This window comes from Amycolatopsis tolypomycina, assembly GCF_900105945.1.
Lineage (GTDB): Bacteria > Actinomycetota > Actinomycetes > Mycobacteriales > Pseudonocardiaceae > Amycolatopsis > Amycolatopsis tolypomycina.
This window is the reverse complement of the sequence record NZ_FNSO01000004.1, coordinates 4,671,941-4,695,067: the sequence shown is the minus strand read 5'-3', so window position 1 is coordinate 4,695,067 and position 23,127 is coordinate 4,671,941. Positions and strand designations below refer to the sequence as shown.

Genomic DNA, 23,127 nt, shown 5'->3' with positions numbered 1-23,127 from the left:
CAACGGCCGCCGGTGCCCGGGAGAAAGCGCTATCCGAGGATGTCGCTGCCACCGGTCGGTGGCGGTGGTCCGTGGCCGCCGAAGGAATTGAGCCAGGGCAGTGCGCCGAACGAGGGTTCCGCGGCGAGGGCGGTGGCCGGGATGGTGACTTCGACTTCGTATTCCTCCATGGCCGCGTTGTCCATCGCGACCAGCGACACCGATTCCGCCGGCGGCTCCACTTCGACGTGCGCGCGTTTGGGGGCCGAAGCGCCTTCGAGCTCCTCGGTCGCCCGGCGTTTGCTGGTGAGGGTGAGCGGCAACGACGCACCGAACCGCTGTGCGTCCTGACGGGTGCGCAGCACGGCCACCGGGCGGTTGCGCCGGTGCAGCGTCACCGAGCCCTGCACCCGCTCCAGGACGTCGAAGAAGGATCCCAGCGTCGCGTGGCGCAACGGGACGAACGTGGTGAACCGGGGCAGCGGCATGCGGACGGAGAACCGGTCCGGCAGCCCGGTGCCCAGTGCCAGTGCCGGATGCGCCGACCTCCCGCCACCGGGCAGCAACGGCAACCGGCCCGGCAACCGGCCCGGCAGCCCGGTGCCGGACAGCAGCGGCGGCGGGCCGAGGGCGATGAGCTGGTTCATGCCGGGGTGGCGGCCGCGCAGACCGGCTTCCCGGCGCCAGTCCTGGCCCCGGTGTTGCCCGAGCAGCTTGTCCACGACCCGGCCGGTGAGCGGGTTGAACTCCACCCGCAGCGGCTCGTCCGCCGGGATCGAGCCCAGCTCGCGGTGCCGGTCGGTGTGGACCTCGATCACGATCCGCTCGGCCAGCACCACGTCCCGGGCGACAGCGGTGAACCGGGCCCAGATCCTGCCGTGGTTGCCCACGTGCCACTTCTGGAGCTGGCTTTCGTAGGGGATCATCTGCGAATTGGCGGAGAAGGTGCCCGCCAGCAGGTTCGCGGAATTGGTCTCGCCGCCGATCTGGGCGCCGCGGATGTGCAGCCATTCCCAGTTGTCGGCGTCCACGTCCACCGGCCCGCCCTGGCCGGCCCGGTGGGCGTTGTGGAACGCGGCCGCGCCGTACGCGCTCCAGTTCTTCATCTCCTTGTCCTGGCTGCCGTCCCGGCCACCGGCGAGGTCGGCGACCCAGCCGGTGCTCACCGGCGCGGCGCGGATCGACTCGTAGGAGCTGTTCAGCCGCAGGATCTCGGCCGGGTCGGTCAGCGTGTGGAAGTTCGGGCTGAACTGCTTGCCGTTGACCCGCGGCTTCCGCCCGCCGCGCGGCCGGGCGACCACTGTGGACACGTAGACGTAGCCGGATCCCTGGGCGAACTGCGCGCCGTCGCTCTGCGCATCCAGTTTCGGGCTGGTCAGGTCCTGGGTCGGCGCCGCGATGACGCCGCCGTAGTCGCCCAGATCGGCGTCGTCGATGCCGAAGCCGCGCTTCAGGACGTCGTTCTTGTCCGCGTAGGTGTTGTCGAAGTACAGGGTGCCTTCCGCGTAGGGCAGGCGGGAACCGCCGCCCTCCCGGCGCAGCCACGGGCCCTGCGCCTGGCCCAGTTCGATGAGCCCGCTGACGATGCCGATCCCGTCGCGTCCCCACGGGTCGATCGCGACGAGCGGCCGGCCGGCCGCGTTCCGCTCCTGCCAGACGGTGCCCACCGCCGCCCGGAAACCGGTGTGGAGCGCGTGCGTGGAGCCGACCATCCACTCGGCCCGGAACGTCTTGCCTGCGCAGAATGTCTGGAATCCGTCCAGCATGCCGTGGTCCATGAAGACGCCGAGGTTGCTCGCCCCGCCGACGTTCCGGACGAACGCGAGATCCTGCGGCACCACCTTGTCCCGGTAGACGTAGTCGTTCGGGTCCTCCAGCCACGGCCGCCGCTGCACGACCACGGCCGGCGGCGATGGGGGCGGTTTCAGTGGTTCCGGTGGTTTCGGTTGTTTCGCCGGTTTCGGGGCCAGCAGGCCGGCGACGGCCCGGTTGCCGGCTGCGCGTTGCAGGGCGAGCAGTCCCGGTGCCGGCCGGGCCGCACGCCGGGCGTTGCTCGGCGCCGGGGTCGATTTGCCTGCCGCCGTCAGGTGTTCCGGCAAAGGTGGCCTCCTCCGCTCGCAACCCGGCCACCGAGCGTACGCCGAGCGGTTCCGGTGGGTAATGCCCCAACGGGCAGTCATCGGGGTCGCCTGCGGTGATCTTTTGCCCACGACGGATACTCGCCGTGAAACCGCTTGCGCCATCCGAGGTAATTCCCGCCCGATCGGTGACATCCGGCCGGGGGCTGTCGATGTGCCCGGCGGGGATTCCCACCGCGTGCGTGGGGACGGACCACTTCTGGGGGGACCACTCGTGCTGCCCTTTTCGCGATCGCGCGCCAGGATCGCCTTGGCCACCGCGTTCACCGCGGTCTTCGCGCTGCTCGTACCGGGTGTCGCGCACGCCGCGCCGCCGTCCAACGACGATTTCGACCAGGCGGTGGCCGTCACCGCGCTGCCGTTCGCTGCGCAGCTGGACACCGGGGAGGCCACCAAGGCCACCGATGACCCGTCCTGGTGTCAGCCCTATTCCGTCCGGGGCACCGTGTGGTTCCGCTACACCGCCACCGCGGACGGCTACCTGCGCGCCACCACCAAGGGCAGCGACCGGTCGATGATCCTCTCGGTCCATTCGGGCACCCGCGGCGATCTCCCGGGGATCGCCTGCGACACCGGGACGGCCGCGACCACGACGTTCCGGGCGACCGCCGGCACGACGTACTCCTTCATGGTCTCCGGCTACGACGTCCCGGGCGGTGCGCTCTCGTTCGCGCTGGACTCCGTCGCGCCCGCGGCCAACGACGACTTCGCCGCCGCGCAGCCGGTGCCCGCGCTGCCGTTCTCGGCGCAGCCGGACTTCTCGGTGGCCTCCTTCGAGGCCGACGAGCCCGGGTCGACCTGCCAGTTCGACGGCAACACCGTTCCTTCGGTCTGGTACGCCTACACGAACTCCGGGGCGGCGAAGTCGCTCACCGCCCGCGTCGCCGGGTACAGCTCGGCCGTCTCCGTGTACACCGGGGCGGGCCTGCCGGAGCTGAAGGAGGTCGCCTGCAAGACGGACTCCTCCTGGCAGCCGACCGCGTTCCGGGCCGCCGCCGGCGCGACCTACTACGTTCGCGTCACCGGGTCCGCCGACGCCCGCGAGCCCATCACGCTGACCCTCGACGACGCGCCGGCGTTGGCCCCGTCGATCTACCAGTCGCCGTCGTTCCCGTCGGTCTTCGACACCGTTTCGTTCTCCGCCGAGTCCTGGAACTCCATCGACGAGCCGATGACCGCGTCCTGGGACTTCGGGGACGGCGCCACCGCCGCGGCCACCACCGAGTCCGTTTCCCACCGCTACGCCAAGGACGGCACGTACACCACCACCATGCACGCGACGTCGCCGGACGGCCGGACGGCCACCAAGTCGGTCCCGGTCGTGGTGACCACGCACGACGTCGGGATCGCCCGGTTCTCCGTGCCCACCTCGGCGCGGACCGGCGACAGCAAGCCGATCTCGGTCGACGTGTCCAACACGCGGTACACCGAAACGGCGACCGTCGTGCTGACCAAGCACGACGGCACGTTCTGGCGGGAGGTCGGCCGGCTCACCCTCGAGGTGCCCGCGCGGCCGACCCGCACGGTGCGGTTCCCGTTCTCCTACACCTTCAGCCCCGACGACGCGGCCTTGGGCAAGGTCGCCTTCCGCGCCGAGCTGAGGCTGGACTACCCGGTGACCGACGCCCGGCCGGTGGACAACGAAGTGATCGCCATCGCCACGACCGTGCACCCGCGCGCCACGCGCACCGTCGCCGTCTGAGCCAGGGGGAACAAGAATGCAGCAGCACGCTTTCCGGCGCTTGCTCACCGCCGGTCTCACTGCCGGTCTCGCCGTCGCGGCCGCGGTGGTGACCCCGGCGGCAGCGCACGCCGCGGCGCCGTCGAACGACGACTTCGGCACCGCCACCACCGTCACCGCCCTGCCGTTCAAGGCGACCCAGGACATCGGGGAAGCCACGGCGAGCTCGGACGACCCGACGTCGTGCAACTCCTACATCGCGTGGAGCGTCTGGTACGACTACACCGCGGCCTCGGACGGGTTCGTCCGGGCGCTGCCGTCGAGCACCGGCACCCAGCCGTTCATCGCCGTGTACACCGGTGAACGCGGGGCGCTGACCCAGGTCCCCGGCGCCTGCGCGGCGTGGAACACCGGGCCGGCGGCGACCTTCCCGGTGACCGCCGGGCAGACCTACCACGTCATGGTGTTCCAGCAGTACTCCGGCGCCGGCCAGCAGGCCACGCTCGACCTCGTGACCGTCCCGCGGGAACCCAACGACGACTTCGCGGCGGCCACGCCGGCCACGCTGCCCGGGACGTACTCGGGCGACCTGACGCGGTCTTCGGCCGAGCCGGGCGAAGCCGCACCGACCTGCGACGCCGGCGCGGACCACTCCGTGTGGTACCGGTACACCCCGGACCGCACCCGGTCGATCAGCGTGGAAGCGCGCTCGCGCTGGTCGCCGTCGGTCACCGTCTACCGGGGCGCCGGCCGGGACACACTGTCCGAAGTGGACTGCGTGGCGGCGGGAAGCGGCAACAAGCGGCCGGTGTTCACCGCCACCGCCGGGCAGCAGTACTGGATCCGGGTGGCCGACGACGCGGACGGCGCGTCCTGGTACGAGATCCGCCTGACGACCGCGCCGGCGCTGACCCCCAACGCGAACGTCTGGCCCAGTACCCCGTCGGTGTTCGACGACGTCTCCTTCTCGGTGAACGCCGGTGACCGCCTCGGCCGTCCCGTGGTCAGCGGCGAGCTGCGGTTCGGTGACGGCACGTCGGTGACCCTGACCGGGAACACCCCGGTGACCCACCGGTACGCCGCGGACGGCGACTACCGCGTGGAGATCAGCGCGACGACCGACGACGGCCGGTCGGGCACCGGTTCCCAGACGCTGCACGTCGAAACGCACGACGTGACGCTGACGGGGTTGTCGCTGCCCGCACAGGCGCGGGCGGGCCAGACCAAGCCGGTCAAGGTGTCGGTGGTGAACAACCGCTACGACGAGAAAGTGCTCGTCGCGCTGAGGAAGAAGACCGAAAGCGGCTACTACCAGGAAGTGGGCAGGCTGACCCAGTGGGTGCCCGCCGGCGGCCGGGTGGACTTCCCGTTCGCCTACACCTACACCGCGGCCGACGCGGCGGCGGGCCAAGCGGAGTTCGAGGTGCTGGCGAGCATCGACGGCCGGTACGACGGTGACAGCCACGCGGCGGACAACCGACTGGCCGCGGTCACCGTGGTCCGTGCCGCGTCGGGCGTCCGGGCGAGCTGACGCTGGTTCCGCCGGGGCGGGGTGCCTGCCCCGCCCCGGCGGAGCCTGACCGGTCAGTCACTTCCGGGCGCCGGGAAGGCCGCCGCCGGCCCTTTCGGGCCGCCCGGTCTGCCCCCGCGGTCGTGGTCGCGCGGTCCCGGCCGGTCCTATCCTCGAACCGTGGAGCACGTGCGCAGGAAACCGGCCGTCCGGCCGCGCGATGCCCAGCCCGGCCGGGACTCCGCGGCGACGGAACCGGGCCTGCTGCGGTTGCAGCGCCTCGCCGGGAACGCCGCGACCACCCGGCTGGTCACCGTGCAGCGCGACCTCGACGACCAGGCCGCGCTCGCCGCGGTCGACGGGCTGCCCGCGCACGTGCTGTCCGGCAACGGCGGCGTGCCGCTGGCGACCGAGGCGGCGAAGCAGGACTTCCTGCGCGCGGGCCGGGAATGGTTCGGCAGCCACGAGGCGACGCTGGACCACTTCCGCGGCATCGAGCAGTCCACCGCGCCCGGCCGCCCGTTCCTGCACCGGAACGCGAAGGCCCGGCTGGAGGCGGCGATCGCGTCGCTCGGCGGTCCGGGGCCGTCGTCGACCGTGGCGTTCTCCTTCCGGAAGGCGTTCACCAAGGACACCCACTACACGCCCGCGTCGATGCACACGCTCGGCTACGCGATCGACTACGACGCCACCAACATGCCCCGCATCGGCCGCGGCGAGACGGCCGAGCTGCTCCGGCTCACCGGCGGCGGTCCCAGCAACGCCCAGCTCGGCGAGTACTCGGCCCGGCGGGCCGTCATCAGCGCGACCGGCGACGCGACCGCCGCGGGGGAGGCACCCCCGGCGCAGGCGGCGGCGCTGATGGACAAGATCCGCGCCGAGTCCCAGCGGCTGGCGACGTCCTCGCAGGCGTTCCAGGCGAGCCTCGGCGCCGCCCGCGACCAGTTCCTCGAGCTGCGGACCCAGTACTTCGAGGCCGCGACGCCGCAGGAGAAGACCGCGGTGCTGAACCAGGTCCCGGCCCTGATCGTGCCGTGGACGACCGCGATCACGACCGAGGAGCAGCGCCTGGCCGCGTTGGCGGCCACGGCCGCGCTCGACCCGGCCGCGCTGCCCGCGAAGGCTCAGCTCACCGCGCGGATCGCGCAGATCGAGGCGGCCGCGCGGGAGGCGGGCCGGGCCGTCGCCCAGGCGAAAGGCAAGGAACCGGACGCGAAGTCCAAGCTGTGGGGCCGGCTCGCCGCCTGGGAGAAGCTGGTGAAGACCGAGCCGGACGGCACGTTCGGCGAACGCGTCACGCGCGTCACCGAGCAGGCCCAGACCCTCCTCGACGGGCTCCGGCCCCTGGTGGGCGCGAAGGAAACGCTCGCGAAGCTGACGTCGTTGCGGGCCAAGCTGAGCGATCCGGCGTTCCTGTTCGGCAGCGCGAAGCGCAAGAAGGGCGAGCGGCCCACCACCGCGACGGTCGCGGACACGCCGTCGATGGCGCAGCTGGTGGAGAAAGGCTACTTCAACCCCCGCGACCCGGCGGCGGGCCGCGAGCACTTCAACGCGGAGTTCCTGGTCGCCCTGGCGCAGCACGGGTTCGACCTCGGCGTCGCCTGGACCGGCGAGTCCACCGACTCGATGCACATGGAGCTGGTCGTCCCGCGCGGTGGCTGAGCCGCCGGCTGCTCCATCCCGGTGAACCCCGGCCGGTGGGCCAAACCCGGCTGCCCCGGTCCGCGTGGTCGGTTCGCAGCAACGGCTGCCTGTTGGCGAATCGAGGGAGGCTGCGGTGCGACGCAGGGACAAAAGGTGGGCTCGAACGGTGCTCGCGGCGGTGCTCGCGGTGGTCACGGCCGGGGTGTTCGCCCCCGCCGCGGAGGCGGCGACCAATCCGTACACACCCGAAGGCGTCTGCGGTTCGGGGTACCACCGCGTGTCACCCGACGCGACGTTGACGCTCAAGAACGGCTCGCAGGTCTGGGGCCACACGTACTTGCTCTACAGCTCGACGACGAGGAAGAACTGCGTGGTCACGCTCAAGCAGTTCGAGGTGGGCGTCCCCACCTTCACCGTGGCCCACCTGCAGGTACAGGGCTCGAACATGGTCGGTGACGCGGACTACTACTCCTACTACGCGGGCCCCTACTACGCCTACGCGCCGGGCAGGTGCGTCCGGATCCACGGGGTGATCTGGGAGGACGACATGGTCCGCTACGCGCAGGCCTACGGTCCGTACGGCTGGTGCGGCTGACTCCGGCGCCGGCGTCGTTCATGCGACCAGCGGTTGCCCGTGGCCGCCACGACGGTCGAAGCTACCGGGACAAGGTCATCACCTTCGGCGGGGAGGGCGTCATGAGGCCTGGTCTGGTTTTCCTGCTCGCGGTCACGCTGGCCGCCACGGCGTGCGGCGGGGCCGGCGGCACACCGTCCGCCGGCCGGGACAAGGTCGGCTACCTGACGTCGTTCGGCACCTTCGGCCGGGACGCCTACGCCTACGTGGCCCAGGAGAAGGGCTTCTTCGCCGAAGCCGGGCTCGATGTCACGATCACGCCGGGCAGTGGCACGGTGGACGTGCTCAAGCTGGTCGCCGGGGGCCGGGCGGACGTCGGCACGGCGGACTTCACCGCCACCGCGATCACGGTGGCGAAGGAGAAGCTGCCGGTGACCGCCGTCGCGGCGGTGCACCAGCGGTCCCTCGCCGCGATCGTCTCGCTCGAGGGCAAGGGCATTACCCGGCCGGCGGACCTGGCCGGCAAGCGGATCGCCGATCAGGCGGGCTCGACGAACCAGGTGATGTTCCCCGTCTACGCCAAGGCCGCCGGCCTCGACCCGGCGTCGGTGCGGTTCGTGCCCGCCGCGCCGCCCGCCCTGCCGCAGCTGCTGGCGTCCGGGCAGGTGGACGGGATCGGGCAGTTCGTCGTCGGCCGGCCGCTCATCGAGGCGGCGGCGCGGGGCCGGAAGGCGGTCGTGCTGCCCTACGGCGACCTGGTGCCCGACCTGTACGGCAACGTGGTCGTCACGTCGAAGGAGCTCGCCGCCAGGAACCCCGAGCTGGTGCGGCGGTTCACCGCGGCGCTGCTCAAGGGACTCGGCTACGCGATCGAGCACCCCGGCGAGCTGGGGACGATCCTCAAGAAGCACCAGCCGGCCCAGGACGAGGGTGTCGCGGCCGCCGAGATCGGGCTGATGGCGCCCTACGTCCGGCCGGCCGGCTTCACCGGCCCGCTCGGCCAGGTCGACGAGGCGCGGGTGGGGAAGATCATCGGCACCCTCACCGGCGCCGGTGCCGTCCCGGCCGGCGCGCTCGCCCCCGCCGACGTCGTCTCCTTCGGGCTGGTGCCCCGGCCGTGATCGTCCTGGACGGGGTGGCGCAGGTCTTCGACGGCGGGGCCGGGCCGGTCCGGGCGCTCGCCGGAATCGACTTCGAGGTGGGCGAGCACGAGTTCGTCGCGGTCATCGGCCGGTCCGGGTGCGGCAAGTCGACGTTGCTGCGGCTCATCGCCGGGCTGCTGCCCCCGACCGCGGGCCGGATCTCCGTCGGCGGCGAGCCGGTGCGCGGCCCGCGTCGCGACGTCTCCTTCATGTTCCAGCGCCCGGCGCTGCTGCCGTGGCGGTCAGTGGTGGCGAACGTCATGCTGCCGGTCGAGATCTTCGGCCTGGCGCGGAAGCCCGCCCGTGATCGGGCGCACGAGCTGCTGGAGCTGGTCGGCCTGCGGGGGTTCGAGAAGCGGCTGCCCCACGAGCTGTCCGGCGGGATGCAGCAGCGGGTCTCGCTGTGCCGCTCGCTGATCCACGCGCCGTCGGTCATGCTCATGGACGAACCGTTCTCCGCGCTGGATGCCCTGACCCGCGCGGAACTCGGCGCGGAACTGCAACGCATCCAGCTGGCGCAGCCGCGGACGGTCGTGTTCGTGACGCACTCGATCGAGGAGGCCGTCGTGCTCGCCGACCGGGTGGCGGTGCTCACCCCGCGGCCCGGCCGGCTCCGCAAGGCCGTCGACGTCGCCGTTCCCCGGCCCCGCGTGCCCGGGCGGCCGGACGTCGACGAGGTGGGCCGTGCCCTGCGCGACCTGCTCACCACCGCGCCGTGAGGGGCCGGGGCACCGTGCTGCCGGTGGCCGGGGTGCTGGCGCTGGTCGGCCTCTGGTGGCTGGCGACGATCGTCTTCTCGATCGAGCGGTTCCTCGTCCCGAGCCCGGCCGACGTCGTCGCAGCGTTCCTCGAACTGCCGGGCTACCTGCTCGCCCAGAGCCTGGTCACCCTGGCCGAGACCGTCGCGGGGTTCGCTCTGTCCATTGTGGTCGGTGTGCCGCTCGCGCTGCTGATCGTGCTTTCGCCGCTGCTGGAACGGACGTTCTACCCGATCCTGCTCGCGCTGAACGCGGTGCCCAAGATCGCCGTCGCCCCGATCCTGGTGGTGTGGTTCGGCTTCGGCCAGGCCCCGAAGGTGATCCTGGTCGTGCTGGTGTGCGTCTTCCCGGTCGTCATCTCGACCGCGTCCGGGATGAAGTCCACGCCGCACGAGCTCGTCGAGCTGTTCCGCTCGTGGGATTCCTCGCGCCGCCAGGAGTTCTTCAAGCTGCGGATCCGCCACGCCCTCCCGCAGATCTTCGTCGGCCTCAAGGTGGCGATCTCCCTGGCGGTCGTCGGCGCGGTGATCGCGGAGTTCGTCGGCGCCGACGCCGGGCTGGGTTTCGTCATCGTGCAGTCCGGCGCCAGTGCCGACACGGCACTGGCCTTCGCCGCGATGACCCTGCTGGCGATCATGAGCATCGCGTTGTTCCACGGGCTCGCCTACCTCGAGCGGAAGCTGCTGCCGTGGGCCGAAGAGCACCGGAAGACCTGAGCTGTGAAGCGACCGGAGGGTGGGCAACCATGACAGCGATGCGAAGGTTCACCGGAAGAGCCGCCGTGGCCGCCGCGGTGCTCGCCGCAGCCTCGACCCTGGCCTGTGATCACGAACTAACTTGAGCCTGCACAAGTGGTCCTACCGCAAAGCTTGACCTGCGCATCCGGACGGTGGGTGATGGAATACGTTTCCATCTTCCGGCATGCTCCGGGACGACGGAAAGCTGGCCGTCGGTGTGGTCGAAGTGGGGTGGGGATGCCGCATCCGGCACGGGACACGGTGACGCTGCGCGACGTGGCGGCGGCGGCCGGGGTTTCGCTGGCGACCGCTTCGCGGGTGCTGGGTGCCAGCTCACGGACCGTTGCGCCCGAGTACCGGGAGCGCGTGCTGGCCGCGGCCGAGCGGCTGCGGTACACGCCCGGGAGCAGGCCGCCCGGACCGCCGGCTTCCTCGACGGGCTCCGGGCCGCCGGAGTCGCCGAAGCGGACGCGGTGAGCCGGGAGGGCGGTATCGAGGCGGGCCGGCGGCTGGTGGCCGAGGGGCTGGCCGGGACCGACGCCGTGGTGGCGGCCAACGACCTGATCGCGGTCGGCGTGCTCCGGGCCTTCCGCGAGGCGGGGGTGTCGGTGCCGGCCGAGGTGTCGCTGACCGGGTTCGACGACATCCGGCTGGCGGTCAACGTCACGCCGCGGCTCACCACCGTGGCGCTGCCACTGGCCTACGCCGGCACCGAGGCGATCCGCCTCGCGCTGGGCGACCCCGGTCCGGTCACCCACGTGACCGTCGAAGGCCGGCTGGTGGTCCGGGACAGCACCGCGGAACGCGCCCGGTGACCGGGTCTTGACGGGCCGGAGTGTCGCACGCCACACTCTAGGAATGCGTTTTCCGTGATTCGGCGAGAATCGGCGGCCTGAGCGCCCTCCAACGAACTCCGCGTCCCGCGGCTCGGGAACGCGGGAAGAAAGCGCTTCCTCATGCAGGTCCCTGTTGTGCGCACGTCGCCGGGTATCGAGAAAGCGCTTTCCAGCCAGGATGCTCCGCAGTCGGCCCAGTACCGGCCGCCTCTCCGTCCACAGAGGAGTCCCATGTCCCGCAAGCAGTACGCGATCCTCGCCGCAGGCCTGGCCGCGGCCGCGGCGCTGGCGCCCGTCCCCGCGGCGGCCGCCACCCCGCGGGCGCTGCCCGCGCAGTGTTCGGGGACCGCGCCGATCAAGTGCCACTTCGCCGTGGCCCCGGGCAACTACGACGTCACCGTCGGGCTCGGCAGCACCACCAGGGCGGCGAATACGTCGATGTCGGTGGAGGCCCGCCGTCAGGTCCTGAACCCCGTCTCGACCGGCGCGGGCCAGGTCGTTCCCACGACGGTCACGGTCAACGTGCGCACCCCGGAGGGGCAGCCCACCGGCCAGGGCGGCACCGGGACCGCGGGCCTGGACATCACGTTCGGCGGCAGTGCCCCGGCGATCGGCTCGCTGACCGTGACGGCGGCCGCGGCCCCGCTGGTGACGTACCTGGCCGGTGACTCGACCGTCTGCGACCAGCCGGTGGCGCCCTACACCGGCTGGGGCCAGATCCTGCCAGCCGCCGTCCGGAACGGTGCCGTGATCGCCAACTACGGCGACTCGGGCGAGAGCTCGGGCAGCTTCCTGTCGAACAGCAAGCTCTTCCCGACGATGAAGCCGCTGATCAGGAGCAAGGACCTGGTGTTCGTCCAGTTCGGGCACAACGACAAGCAGACGTCGGCGACGGCGTTCCGCGACAACCTCACCAAGCTGGTCAACGGCGTGCGGGAGCGCGGCGGGACCCCGGTGCTGGTGACCCCGCCGGTGCGGCGGCAGTTCAGCGGCACGAAGCTGACCGGGACCGCGCTGCACGTCAACGGCGTCGGCGTCGACCTGCCCGCGGTGATCCGGGCGCTCGGCAGGAGCGCGAACGTCCCGGTCGTCGACCTGACGGCCAAGAGCAAGGCACTGGTCGAGTCGCTCGGCCCGGCGGGCTCGCAGAAGATCTACCTGACCCAGGCGGCCGACGGCGTCACCGACAACACGCACTTCTCGGCCTACGGCGCGACCCAGATGGCCAACCTGGTCGTGCAGGGCGTGCGTGAACTGAACCTTCCGCTGGCGGGCTTCCTCCGCTGAACCCGCGTCCGGGAAAGGCAGGACTCATGATCCGGAAACTCCTCCGGTCGCTGGTCGTCGTCACGGTGTTCCTCGGCCTGGTCACTCCCGTCGGTGCGGCGCCCGCCGTCGCGGCCGGCCGGGTCCGGACGGTCACGGACTTCGACGCCGGCTGGCTGTTCAACTACGGGGACGCCGCCGGTGCCGGCAGTGCGTCCTACAACGACAGCGGGTGGCGCAAGCTCAGCGTGCCGCACGACTGGAGCGTCGAAGGGCGCACGCCGGGGGCGAACCCGTTCGCGCAGTCGGCGCCGAGCACCGGCCGCGGCGGATACCTGCCTTCGGGGATCGGCTGGTACCGCAAGCACTTCTCCCTGGCCGGGGTGCCCGCGGGCCGCCGGGTGTCGCTGGAGTTCGACGGCGTGATGGCGAACGCGAGCGTGTACGTCAACGGCACGCTGATCGGCACCCACCCGTACGGGTACACCAGTTTCCGCTACGACATCACAGCGGCGGCGAAGCTCGGCGGCGACAACGTGGTGGCGGTCAAGACGGACACGACGTCGCAGCCGGCATCGCGCTACTACACGGGGGCCGGGATCTACCGGGACGTCCGGCTGATCGCGACCGATCCGGTGCACCTCGGCCAGTGGGCCACCCGCGTCACGACACCGAACAACACCACGGTGCACGCGGAGACCACGGTGGTCAACGAGAGCGGCGCGGCGGCGAGCGTCAGCGTCCAGGGGGTCCTCAGCGACCCCGGCGGGGCGGCGCTGCCCGCGGTGACGACGGCGGCCAAGACCGTCGCGGCGGGTGCGTCGGCGACGTTCGCCTACGACGTGCCGGTGAGCAACCCGAGACTGTGGGACCTGACGAACCCAAACCTGTATTCGCTGGCCACGAACGTCCTGGTCGGTGGCACCGCGGTCGACGACGACGTCACCTCCGTCGGCATCCGCACGCTGACCTTCACCGCGAGCACGGGCATGATCCTCAACGGCAAGAACGTGAAGTTCCAGGGCGTCGCGTTGCACCAGGACTTCCACGGGCTCGGGATGGCCGCCCCGCAGCGGGCGATCCAGCGGCGGCTGGCGCAGCTGAAGGCGCTCGGGGTGAACGCCATCCGCACCGCGCACGACCCGCCGAGCCCGGCGTTCCTGGACCTGACCGACCGGATGGGTTTCCTCGTCCTGGACGAGTTCTTCGACGTCTGGACCCAGCACAAGTACTCCGACGTCGGCGACTACGCGACGTACTTCAACCGGACGGCGGCCGCGCCCACCGGGACACCGCCGGTGCCCGGCGCCGGCGGCGCGGTGCCCTGGTACCAGGTGGACGCGACCAGTGTCGTCATGCGCGACCGCAACCACCCGAGCGTGGCGATGTGGAGCACCGGCAACGAGATCCGCGACCCGATCGCGACCCGGACGCCCCTGCTGACGCGGATGGTGTCGATCGCCCACGCACTGGACCCGGGCCGCCCGGTCACCCAGGCGCTGTTCCGGCCGAGTGACAGCGGCGACGTCACCGGGGCGACCCGCACGATCGTCGACGTCTTCGGCGGCAACTACCGCCCGGACGAGGTGATCACGGCCGCGAAGGCGGCTCCGGCGCGGGCCGGGTTGTTCACCGAGATGGGCACGGACACCTCGGCGTGGGCGAAGGTGCGGGACAACGCCATGATCACCGGCTTGTTCCTGTGGACGGGCACGGCGTACCTGGGCGAGGCCGACGGCCTGTGGCCGCGCGCGGAAGCGGATTTCGGCCTGATGGACGGTGTCGGCACGGTCCGGCCGATCGGGTACTCGTGGCAGCGGACGTGGGGCGCGCCAACGACGTCACCCCCGGCGACCGGCACCACGGCGAACCGCGTGCTGCTGGCACCGGACCACAGCACGGTGTCGACCGACGGGGACGACGTCTCGTACGTGAAGGCGACCATCGCCGACTCCGCCGGCCGGGTGGTGACCGGCTCGTCGGCGCCGATCACGTTCACGGTGAGCGGGCCGGGCGTGCTGGTGGCGGTCGACAGCGGGAGCCCGGTGCAGGAGAGCTTCCGCGGCTCGGTGCGGAAGGCCTACCAGGGCGTCGCGTACGGCCTGGTCCGGGCCACGGGCGCGGGCACGATCACGGTGACGGCGAGCGCCGCCGGGCTGACGCTCGGCACGACGACGCTGACCGGCACCACGGCACCGTTCGTGCCCTGTTCCGGCAGCTGCAACTGAGGCGGAGACGGTGGGGGCCCGTGTGGAAGGAAGGCAGCGCATGGCATGGAAACGAAGGTTCCGGCAGCGGATCGGCAGCGGTGTCGCGGTCATCGGGGTGCTGGCCCTGCCGGCCGTTCCCCCGGCCACCGCGGAAGCGAGCGCGGCGGCCGTGGCCCACATCTACGTGGCGGGGGATTCCACGGCGTCGACCTACTCCACGGCCCAGGCGCCGCGGGCCGGCTGGGCCCAGGCACTGCCGGTGTTCCTGACCCCGAACGCGGTGGCGGTGAACGTGGCCAAGTCGGGGGCCAGCTCGAAGAGCTTCATCGACCTGGGCCGGCTGGACCACATCCTCGGCCTGCTCAAGAAGGGCGACTACCTGCTGATCTCGTTCGGGCACAACGACGAGAAGGCCGACGACCCGGCCCGGTACACCGTGCCGTCGACGACCTACAAGCAGTACCTCGCGCAGTACGTCGACAAGAGCCGCGCCAAGGGAGCGATCCCGATCCTGCTGACGCCGGTGGAGCGCCGGCACTTCGGCGGCGCGGGCGTCATCACGCCATCGCACGGGGCCTACCCGGCGGCGATGCGGGAGCTCGCGGCGGCCAAACGGGTGCCGTTGGTCGACCTGACCGCGTTGAGCACGGGGTTGTGGAACCGCGCGGGTGCCGAGGGGACGAAGAAGTACTTCATGATCTTCCCGGCGGGGAAGTACCCGAACTACCCCAGTGGCAGCCAGGACAACACCCACTTCCAGGCGGCCGGCGCGATCGAGGTCGCCCGGCTGGTCGCCACGGCCCTGCGCGACCAGGGCGCGGTGCCGCCGGCGGACTTCCGGCAGCTCACCGCGACCATTCCCCCGAGCGCGATCGGCTGGCCGGCGACCGCGCCCTCCTGACGGAATCCGGACACTGATCGATTGACCGAGTTGTCCGGGGCTATTGACCGGAATTCGTTCAGGCGCCCAAACTGCGTGCAGCCCACAACTCGCAGGAGACACCGATGTCGAGAAAGCGCTTACTGGGAAGTGTGCTCATGAAACGCCTTGTCCTGTCCCATTTTCTGGTGTTGTCGGCGGTGGCCGCCGTGGCGGTCGCCGGCAGCCCGGTTGCCGCAGGCAGTCCGGCGGCCGGCAAGAGCTACTACGTCGCCCCCTCGGGCAGTGACAGTGCCGCCGGGACGCAGTCCGCGCCCTGGGCGTCGGTCGCGAAGGCGCAGTCCGTCGCGCAGGCGGGCGACACCGTGTACCTGCGGGGTGGCACCTACACCTACACGCGGGCGAACAAGGCCTGCGCGAGCGGGACCGACCGGGTGGACGCGATCACGCTGAACAAGAGCGGCAGTTCCGGCAACCCGATCCGCTACTGGGCCTACCCCGGCGAAACGCCGGTCTTCGACTTCTCCCGGGTCAGTGACAACTGCCGGATCAAGGGCTTCGACGTCACCGGCAGCCACCTCCACCTCAAGGGCCTGGAAGTCAAGGGCGTGCCGCAGAACAACAACCTCAACCACGAGTCGTGGGGCATCTGGATCTCCGGCAGCAACAACACCTTCGAGCTGCTGAAGCTGCACCACAACATGGGGCCGGGGTTGTTCATCCAGGACGGCGGCGGCAACCTCGTGCTCAACTCCGACTCCTACGACAACTACGACCCGCGCACGTCGAACGGGGCGGGCGAGAGCGCGGACGGGTTCGGGGCGCACGTCAAGGCCGGCCGCCCGGCCAACGTCTTCCGCGGCTGCCGCGCCTGGTGGAACTCCGACGACGGGTTCGACCTCATCAACAACTTCTCGCCGGCGACGATCGAGAACTCGTGGGCGTGGCGCAACGGCTACCTGCCCGAGACGACCACGTCGTCCGGCAACGGCAACGGGTTCAAGATGGGCGGCTACGGCGGGGACTACGTCGGCAACGGCGTCAAGAACACGATCCGGAACTCGGTGGCGTTCAACAACAAGGCCTCGGGCTTCTACGCCAACCACCACACGGTGGCCAACGACTACTTCAACAACACCGGCTTCAACAACCGTCCCGACTTCAACATGCTCAGCGTCAACTCCGCCGGCGCGGCGATCGGTCTCGGGAACCTGCGCAACAACATCGCCTACCAGGGGACGCTGACGTCGAACATGTCCGGCACGAACGCTTCCTACAACTCGTGGAACCTGGGCGTCACGCTGTCGGACGCGCAGTTCCGGAGCGTGTCGACGTCCGGCTGGGACGCGGCCCGGCAGGCCGACGGCAGCCTGCCGGTGCTGCCGAACCTCCGCCTGGCGGCAGGCAGCGCGCTGATCGACAAGGGCACCGACGTCGGCCTGCCGTACACGGGCAGGGCTCCCGACCTCGGTGCGTTCGAGTCCTGACGAGAGCCGGCGAGATTCCGGGAGCGCGGACGGCCGGATGAATCGGGTATTCGACACGGAGGTCATGAAGTGCTGAACAAGAAAACCGGGCGAACGCTCGTGGCGAGCTTCCTGTCCCTGGCGATGGCGCTGGTTTCGACCGGCGGTGCCGTGGCGGAGACGCCGGCGGCGGCCGTCACGATCCAGAACGACGTGTTCTGGAAGGACACCTCGGGCAACCCGGTCTACTCCCAGGGCGGGGGTGTGCTCAAGGTCGGGAACACCTACTACTGGTACGGCGCGAAGTACAACGGCGCGGTCAGCTACTACAACAACCCGGGCGGCGGCAAGAACGGTGACACGTCGCTGAGCGCCATCACGATCTATTCGTCGACGGACCTGGCGAACTGGAAGTTCGAGGGCAACGCGCTGACCGGCAGTGACCTGGGCGGCGGCTGGGTCGGCCGGATCGGGGTCGCACGCAACCCGAAGACGGGCAAGTACGTGCTGGTCTCACAGCTCAACAGCGGGCTGGTGTTCGCGACCAGCAGCACGCCGAACGGTCGCTTCACCAAGGCCGGGACGCAGTCGAACATCGCCGGCGTGTCCACCGGGATGTCCGGCGACCAGTCGGTCTTCACCGACGACGACGGCAAGGCCTACCTGATCTACAGCAACAAGAGTGGCCGTTCGCACCTGTACGTCTCGTCGTTGCGGGCCTCGGACTACCTGCAGGTCGATCCAGCGAAGAACGTGTACAACGCCTCGGCGGGCCGTGAAGGCAACATCATGTTCAAGTACAACGGGACGTACTACTTCTGCTCGTCCGACCTGCACGGCTGGAACAGCTCGCACACGTACTGCATCAGCGCGAAGAACATCATGGGCCCGTACTCTGCGGAGTTCGTGCTGCAGGGGACGGACGCGGACTTCTCGCACGTGACGCAGACCGGCCTGGCGTTCACGGTGACCGGTTCCCAGGGGTCGTTCGTGATGTTCGGCGGTGACCGCTGGAGCGACTTCGCGGGCAACGGCATCGGGTACAACCAGTGGCTGCCGGTCACGTTCTCCGGGTCGACACCGGTGTTCCACTCGTTGAGCCAGTGGACGGTCGACGCGGCGGCGGGGACGTGGGCGGTCGGGCGCGGCAACAACCACGTCCTCAACCCGAGCGCGGAGGCCGACCGGGTGGCCCAGAACAACCTCGCCGGCTGGACGATCACCGGCGGGAACGTGAACAGCAACAAGCAGGGCGGGCACACCGGCCGCTGGGCGTTCGCGCAGAGTTCCTCGTCGGCCTACAACGCCAGCAGGTACCAGAACATCGCGCTGCCGAACGGCACGTACACGTTGTCGGCGTGGGTGAAGAGCAGCGGCGGCCAGAAGCGGGCGACCGTCTTCGCGAAGAACTTCGGCGGCGCCGAGCTCAGCGCGGCGATCAACCGGTCGCTGGGGAGCTGGACGAAGGTGGAGGTCCCCGGCATCCAGGTGACGAACGGATCGGTCCAGGTGGGCGTGTTCTCCGACGCGAACGCGGGCAACTGGGTCAACGTCGACGACTTCAGCCTCGTTCAGACCGGCTGAGCCCGGAGGCGCCCGGCGGGCCTGCCACCCGCCGGGCGCGCGGCACCGGGCGGAACTCGGTGGACGCGCTGTTTACCCTGGTGAGGTGATCAGTCGCCTCCGTACCTCCGTGGTCCTGCCGGCGGACTCCGCCTGGGACCGGGTCGAACTCAAGCTCTGGGTCGACGACCGGGACGTGGTCGGCTCGGTGTTCGCCGAGGGGCCGGGGAAGGACCCCGACCAGCTGCTGGGGCCGGACAGCCCGCTGCTGCCCGGTGCCGAGCCGCGGGAGGTGATGCTCGCCGAGGCGGTGTGCTCGTGGGGGTGCTGTGGTGCGGTCTTCGTCCGGGTCCGCCGTGAGGGGGTCGAAGTCGTCTGGGACGAGTGGCGCAACCCCGACGACCCCGGCCTGTCCCTGCCGGCCGTCCGGTTCGCGCCGGCACAGTACGAGGCCGAGCTCGCCCGTGCCGACGGCATGCGGTTCTGGGAGTGGCCCGGACGCACGGTGGCGCGGCTGGTGCGCACCAGGCTCGCCGCGGAGCCCGAGGTGCTGGGCCGGTGGAACTGCGGCGTCCACGGGGCCACTTCCCTGCCCGACACGCGTGACCAGGTGGAGCTGCTCTTCACGTCGCCGCCGTGGGACGTCGTCGACGACCACTTCGAGCGGACCGGCGAGTTCGCGGAGTTCACCCAGTTCCGCCTGCGGTCACCGGCGACCTGGGAGCCCGCGGAGATCCAGGCCGAGCGCATCATCGCCGAGCTGCGGGACAGCGACCCCCGCCCGCGCGCCGAGGTCTGCGGCGGCTACACGGCACGACGGTGAGCGAACGCGCGGCGATCACCGCCGGCGCGCCTATTTGGACATCCCCCGAGCTCAGCTGAGCGGGTAGTGGATCATCTCGACCCCGCCGGTCGCGTAGTTCGGCACGTCCGCGGCCACCGCCCTGCCCGCTTCGGACCCCAGCGCGGCAGCCATGGCTTCGGCCGAGTCGAAGTCGGCGTGGAAAACGGCGAAGTACCGCGGCTGCCCGCCGAGCGAAGCCACGTCGAAGGAGTACTGCGACTGCCGGAGGCCGGGCAGCTTCGCCGCGAGCGGCAGGTGGGTGCCGACGTAGTACTCCCGGAAGTGGGCTTCGTCGGCGGGCGGCGGGTAGAGCACGGTGAGGCGGTGCATCGGAGTCCTTTCGGTCCTGGTCGTTCCCAGCCTGCCACACCGCGGCCGCTCCGGTCGGCGGGCGGGAGGCGCGTGGACCCCTAAGGGGCTCGTGGGCGCACGACGGCGGCGGGTAGACACGAATGGCCCACCCCGATCCCGGACGAGGAGACCACCATGGCCACCCGCCGACCGGTCGTTCGCGGCCTGCTGCTCGCCCTTGTCGTGCTGTGCCTGGCGCCGGTCCACGCGCTCGCCGTGGCCGCGCCGGCCGGGCCGCGGTACCCGGTGGCCGGCCTGCACCGGCCCGTCGACCTGCTCGTCGACAAGTGGGGCGTGCCGCACATCTACGCCGCCGACACCAGCGACCTGTTCTTCGCGCAGGGCTTCAACGTCGCCCGTGACCGGCTGTTCCAGATCGACACCTGGCGCCGCCGCGGGCTCGGCCTGCTCAGCGAGGTGCTCGGTCCGTCCTATGTGGAGCAGGACCGGGCGGCGCGGCTGTTCCTCTACCGCGGTGACATGGACGCCGAGTGGGCGTCCTACGGGCCGGAAGGCAGGCTGGCCGCCACCCGGTTCGCCGAGGGCATCAACTCCTACGTCGACTGGCTGGGCCGCAACCCCGGCGCGCTCCCGCCCGAGTTCGGCAAGCTCGGCTACCAGCCCGCGCGCTGGCGCCCGCAGGACGTCGTGCGGATCCGCACGCACGCCATCGGGGAGAACCTGATGTGGGAGGTCGCCCGCGCGAAGCTGGTCTGCCTGGCCGGCCCCGGCGCGAGCCGCTACCTGCGGTCGCTCCACCCGGCGCACGAGGCGGCGGTGCCCGCCGGGCTCGACCCGTGCTCGGTGCCCGACGACGTGCTCAAGGTGTACAACCTCGCGACCGCCGGCGTGTCGTTCACCGGCAGCGGATTCCGGACCCAGGACGCCGCCACCAAGGACATCGCCGACGCCACCGCCGGCAGCAACGCCTGGGCGATCGGGCCGGGCCGGGCCGCGTCGGGCCGTCCGATCCTGGCCAACGACCCGCACCGCGGCGCGGACGCCCTGCCGTCGGGCCGGTACCTCGCGCAGCTGTCGGCACCCGGGCTGAACCTCGCCGGCGCGGGGGAGCCCTGGAACCCGGGGATCGCCATCGGGCACAACGAAAACATCGCCTTCGGCCTGACCAACCTGCCGATCGACCAGACTGACCTCTACGTCTACGAGCTCGACCCGGCCGACCACACCCGCTACCGCTACGGCACCGGCTGGGAGCGGATGACGACGGTCGCCGAGCCCATCGGGGTCCGCGGCGGCACGCCGGTCACCGGGCAGCTGGCCTTCACCCGGCACGGCCCGGTCGTCAAGGTCGACGAGGCGGCGCACCGGGCGTTCGCGGTCCGCACGGCGTGGACGCAGCCGGGCAGCGCGGCCTACCTGGGCAGCCTGAACTACCAGCGGGCGCGGAACTTCGGCGAGTTCACCGCGGGCATGCGGCAGTGGGGCACGCCGGGTTCGAACCTGGCCTACGCCGACGTGCGCGGCAACATCGGCTACGTCCCGGCGGGGCTGACGCCGCGTCGCACCGGTGCCGGCTACGACGGCCTGCTGCCCGTCCCCGGTGACGGGCGCTACGACTGGAACGGCTTCCACGCGAACAGCGAGCTGCCGGGGCAGTACAACCCGGCGGCCGGGTTCTTCGCCTCGGCCAACGACTTCAACATCCCGCCGGGCCATCCCGTGGTGTCGAACTACGAGTGGCAGCTGCCGTACCGCAAGCAGCGCATCGACGAGCTGATCACCGGCCGGCCCGGCGCGACCGTCGCCGACTCGCTCGCGCTGCAGCAGGACGAGAAGTCCCTGGTGGCCACCCAGCTCCTCGGGTTCGTGCGCGGACTGTCCTCGGCGGACCCGGACACCGCGCGGGCGCTGGAGCTGCTTCGCGGCTACGACGGCGTCGCGTCGGTCGATTCGCCCGGGGCCGCGCTGTTCGAGACCTGGATCATGAAGTACCTGCACTACGTGTGGGCGCACGCGGTGCTGCCGCAGGCCGCGGCGGACGCGCTGGTGCGCACCATCAACCCCGACTTCAGCCTGGTCATCGCCTCCTTCGCCGATCCGGCCGGGTGGCTCGGCCCGGACGGCGCGGCGGTGCGCGACAAGCTGATCCTGGACTCGCTGCCCGTGGCGTTCCGCGACGTCGCCGGCCGGCTCGGCGCCGACACGTCGACCTGGCGGTGGGGATCGCTGCACCACCAGGTGTTCGCGCACCCGCTGGGCGGCCCGAACGTCGGCCCGACCCCGGTCGGCGGTTCGTACCACACGATCCACCCGTCGTTCTTCCACCCGCTGACCTACGCGCAGGTCATCGGGGCGACGTTCAAGATGGCGCTGGACGTCGGCAACTGGAACGGCTCGGCCGCGATCAACGCGCCGGGGCAGTCCGGCGACCCGCGCAGCCCGCACTACGCCGACCTGAACGCCCTCTGGGCCGCGGGCGGCTCGTTCCCCCTGCTCTACAGCCGGAGCGAGGTCGAGCGGAACCTCGACGTCCGGATCCGGCTGGAGCCGGCGTCGGGGTGACGACGCCGGCTTCGCCGGGGGAGCCTCAACCGCGTTCGGTCACGGCCTGCGCCCGGGTGCTCGCCAGCTCGTAGAGCAGGCTGTTGACCGGCGTCGGCGTGCCGGTCTCCCGGCCGAGCCGGACGACGGTGCCGGTCCACGCCGCCAGCTCCGAGGGCCGGCCGGCCCGGATGTCGCGTTGCAGCGAGGTCGTGCCGTCGGCCGGGAGCCGGTCCAGGAACGCGAGCTCCGCGGCGACGATGTCGTCGGGGAGCCGGACTCCCTTGGCGCGTGCCAGCCGTTCGATCTCGGTCATGCTGTCCGCGATCAGCCGCCGCGTGGCCGCCCGGGCGCGCAGCACGCCGTAGGGGGCGTCGGTGACGGTGCCGATCGCGCCGAGCGAGGCGAGGGCGAGGAACTTCTCCCAGAGCGCGGCCCAGACGTCGGTGGCCACCACCGCGGTCAGCCCCGACTCCTGCAGGGCGGCCCGCAACCGGGCCACCCGCGCGCTCGGCGAGCCGTCCCACTCGCCGAAGGTGAGCTTCCCGCCGCCGAGGTGCCGGACGCGGCCGGGGCCGTCGAGGAAGGCGATGACCTCCGCGGCGCCCGGCAGGACGGCGCTCCGGCCGACGACCTCGGCCACCTGGCCCGGCGCGTCGACGCCGTTCTGGGTCGTGACGACCGCGGTCTCCCCGCCGATCAGCGGCTTGGCCGCGGCGATCGCGGGCTCGAGCTGCCACGTCTTGACCGCCAGCAGGACGAAGTCGGCTTCGCCGAGCTCTGCCGGGTCGTCGGTGGCCCGGACGGGGGCGACCGTGAAGTCCCCGGCCACGCTCGTCACGGCCAGGCCGTCCCGCCGCAGCGCCGCAAGGTGCGCCCCGCGCGCCACGAAGCCGACGTCATGCCCGGCCGCCGCGAGGCGACCGCCGAAGTACCCGCCGACGCCGCCGGCGCCGATCACCGCGATCTTGAGTCCCATGCCGCCATGTTACCGGTTGAACAGGTAACACGGCCAGAGCGTCCCGGCGGTGAGTTCGGCAACGGGA

At 71.5% G+C, this 23,127-nt stretch carries 18 protein-coding genes and 1 pseudogene; 16 read left to right on the top strand and 3 right to left on the bottom strand.

All coding sequences use genetic code 11. The features are described from left to right. Nucleotides 1-29 precede the first annotated feature (29 nt). On the bottom strand, nt 30-2,078 hold the full coding sequence (locus tag BLW76_RS31160; RefSeq protein ID WP_091314107.1) for a hypothetical protein: 2,049 nt from the start codon (nt 2,076-2,078) through the stop codon (nt 30-32). 289 nt (nt 2,079-2,367) lie between these two features. Here BLW76_RS31160 and BLW76_RS31155 point away from each other — a divergent pair, with 289 nt between their 5' ends. From BLW76_RS31155 to BLW76_RS31090, 15 genes and pseudogenes are all read left to right on the top strand, one after another. Continuing rightward, nucleotides 2,368-3,819, top strand: a complete 1,452-nt coding sequence (locus tag BLW76_RS31155) for a PKD domain-containing protein (protein WP_143060713.1) — start codon at nt 2,368-2,370, stop codon at nt 3,817-3,819. Between the two features lie 16 nt (nt 3,820-3,835). Further along, a complete protein-coding gene (locus BLW76_RS31150; RefSeq protein ID WP_091314102.1) occupies nt 3,836-5,329 on the top strand; it encodes a PKD domain-containing protein in 1,494 nt (497 codons plus the stop codon). Between the two features lie 159 nt (nt 5,330-5,488). Next, nucleotides 5,489-6,970 carry a hypothetical protein gene (locus BLW76_RS31145; protein ID WP_244170400.1) on the top strand — a complete coding sequence of 494 codons (1,482 nt, stop codon included), beginning with the start codon at nt 5,489-5,491 and terminating at the stop codon, nt 6,968-6,970. Between the two features lie 115 nt (nt 6,971-7,085). Next, nucleotides 7,086-7,547, top strand: a complete 462-nt coding sequence (locus BLW76_RS31140; protein WP_143060712.1) for a hypothetical protein — start codon at nt 7,086-7,088, stop codon at nt 7,545-7,547. 101 nt (nt 7,548-7,648) lie between these two features. Beyond that, nucleotides 7,649-8,647, top strand: a complete 999-nt coding sequence (locus BLW76_RS31135; protein WP_244170399.1) for an ABC transporter substrate-binding protein — start codon at nt 7,649-7,651, stop codon at nt 8,645-8,647. Then, entirely contained in the window at nt 8,644-9,387 is a 744-nt protein-coding gene (locus BLW76_RS31130) for an ABC transporter ATP-binding protein (protein WP_091314097.1), read from the top strand. The genes BLW76_RS31135 and BLW76_RS31130 overlap by 4 nt, the downstream gene beginning before the upstream one ends. Further along, nucleotides 9,384-10,142, top strand: coding sequence for an ABC transporter permease (locus BLW76_RS31125; RefSeq protein ID WP_091314093.1), 759 nt, complete (start codon nt 9,384-9,386; stop codon nt 10,140-10,142). Before BLW76_RS31130 ends, BLW76_RS31125 begins: the two co-directional genes overlap by 4 nt. Nucleotides 10,143-10,322: 180 nt before the next feature. After that, nucleotides 10,323-10,640 carry a LacI family DNA-binding transcriptional regulator gene (locus BLW76_RS49970; RefSeq protein WP_341866510.1) on the top strand — a complete coding sequence of 106 codons (318 nt, stop codon included), beginning with the start codon at nt 10,323-10,325 and terminating at the stop codon, nt 10,638-10,640. Beyond that, nucleotides 10,622-10,978 (top strand): annotated as a pseudogene (locus BLW76_RS49965) (substrate-binding domain-containing protein); the annotation flags it as partial. The gene BLW76_RS49970 and the pseudogene BLW76_RS49965, both read left to right, overlap by 19 nt. 252 nt (nt 10,979-11,230) lie before the next feature. Next, a complete protein-coding gene (locus BLW76_RS31115; RefSeq protein WP_091314089.1) occupies nt 11,231-12,286 on the top strand; it encodes a rhamnogalacturonan acetylesterase in 1,056 nt (351 codons plus the stop codon). Nucleotides 12,287-12,312: 26 nt separating this feature from the next. Further along, nucleotides 12,313-14,493, top strand: a complete 2,181-nt coding sequence (locus tag BLW76_RS31110; RefSeq protein ID WP_091314087.1) for a glycoside hydrolase family 2 TIM barrel-domain containing protein — start codon at nt 12,313-12,315, stop codon at nt 14,491-14,493. Nucleotides 14,494-14,533: 40 nt separating this feature from the next. Continuing rightward, nucleotides 14,534-15,376 (top strand): rhamnogalacturonan acetylesterase, encoded by an 843-nt coding sequence (locus BLW76_RS31105; protein ID WP_091314084.1) that lies wholly within the window; start codon nt 14,534-14,536, stop codon nt 15,374-15,376. Between the two features lie 137 nt (nt 15,377-15,513). Continuing rightward, complete coding sequence (locus tag BLW76_RS31100) at nt 15,514-16,842, top strand: right-handed parallel beta-helix repeat-containing protein (protein WP_091320096.1); 1,329 nt, start codon at nt 15,514-15,516, stop codon at nt 16,840-16,842. 69 nt (nt 16,843-16,911) lie between these two features. Further along, entirely contained in the window at nt 16,912-18,405 is a 1,494-nt protein-coding gene (locus tag BLW76_RS31095; protein ID WP_244170398.1) for a family 43 glycosylhydrolase, read from the top strand. 85 nt (nt 18,406-18,490) lie between these two features. Then, the gene (locus tag BLW76_RS31090) at nt 18,491-19,207 is read left to right on the top strand and encodes a hypothetical protein (RefSeq protein WP_143060711.1); all 717 of its coding nucleotides are present in this window, start codon (nt 18,491-18,493) and stop codon (nt 19,205-19,207) included. Nucleotides 19,208-19,258: 51 nt separating this feature from the next. Here the strand turns inward: BLW76_RS31090 and BLW76_RS31085 are convergent, their stop codons facing one another. Then, nucleotides 19,259-19,558, bottom strand: coding sequence for an EthD family reductase (locus tag BLW76_RS31085; RefSeq protein WP_091314080.1), 300 nt, complete (start codon nt 19,556-19,558; stop codon nt 19,259-19,261). A 156-nt stretch (nt 19,559-19,714) separates the two neighbouring features. Between BLW76_RS31085 and BLW76_RS31080 the strand changes: the two genes are divergently transcribed. After that, entirely contained in the window at nt 19,715-22,102 is a 2,388-nt protein-coding gene (locus BLW76_RS31080) for a penicillin acylase family protein (protein ID WP_091314079.1), read from the top strand. A 25-nt stretch (nt 22,103-22,127) separates the two neighbouring features. On the opposite strand, the gene BLW76_RS31075 is transcribed toward BLW76_RS31080, so the two are convergent. Further along, nucleotides 22,128-23,060: a 2-dehydropantoate 2-reductase gene (locus tag BLW76_RS31075; protein WP_091314076.1), complete on the bottom strand. Its 933-nt coding sequence runs from the start codon at nt 23,058-23,060 to the stop codon at nt 22,128-22,130. Nucleotides 23,061-23,127 lie beyond the last annotated feature (67 nt).

Coding starts and splice junctions, on each gene's coding strand:
- BLW76_RS31075 (WP_091314076.1), bottom strand. CDS start 23,060: ATGGGACTCAAGATCGCGGTGATCGGCGCCGGCGGCGTCGGCGGGTAC.
- BLW76_RS31150 (WP_091314102.1), top strand. CDS start 3,836: ATGCAGCAGCACGCTTTCCGGCGCTTGCTCACCGCCGGTCTCACTGCC.
- BLW76_RS49970 (WP_341866510.1), top strand. CDS start 10,323: ATGGAATACGTTTCCATCTTCCGGCATGCTCCGGGACGACGGAAAGCT.
- BLW76_RS31080 (WP_091314079.1), top strand. CDS start 19,715: ATGGCCACCCGCCGACCGGTCGTTCGCGGCCTGCTGCTCGCCCTTGTC.
- BLW76_RS31110 (WP_091314087.1), top strand. CDS start 12,313: ATGATCCGGAAACTCCTCCGGTCGCTGGTCGTCGTCACGGTGTTCCTC.
- BLW76_RS31105 (WP_091314084.1), top strand. CDS start 14,534: ATGGCATGGAAACGAAGGTTCCGGCAGCGGATCGGCAGCGGTGTCGCG.
- BLW76_RS31085 (WP_091314080.1), bottom strand. CDS start 19,558: ATGCACCGCCTCACCGTGCTCTACCCGCCGCCCGCCGACGAAGCCCAC.
- BLW76_RS31135 (WP_244170399.1), top strand. CDS start 7,649: ATGAGGCCTGGTCTGGTTTTCCTGCTCGCGGTCACGCTGGCCGCCACG.
- BLW76_RS31100 (WP_091320096.1), top strand. CDS start 15,514: ATGAAACGCCTTGTCCTGTCCCATTTTCTGGTGTTGTCGGCGGTGGCC.
- BLW76_RS31115 (WP_091314089.1), top strand. CDS start 11,231: ATGTCCCGCAAGCAGTACGCGATCCTCGCCGCAGGCCTGGCCGCGGCC.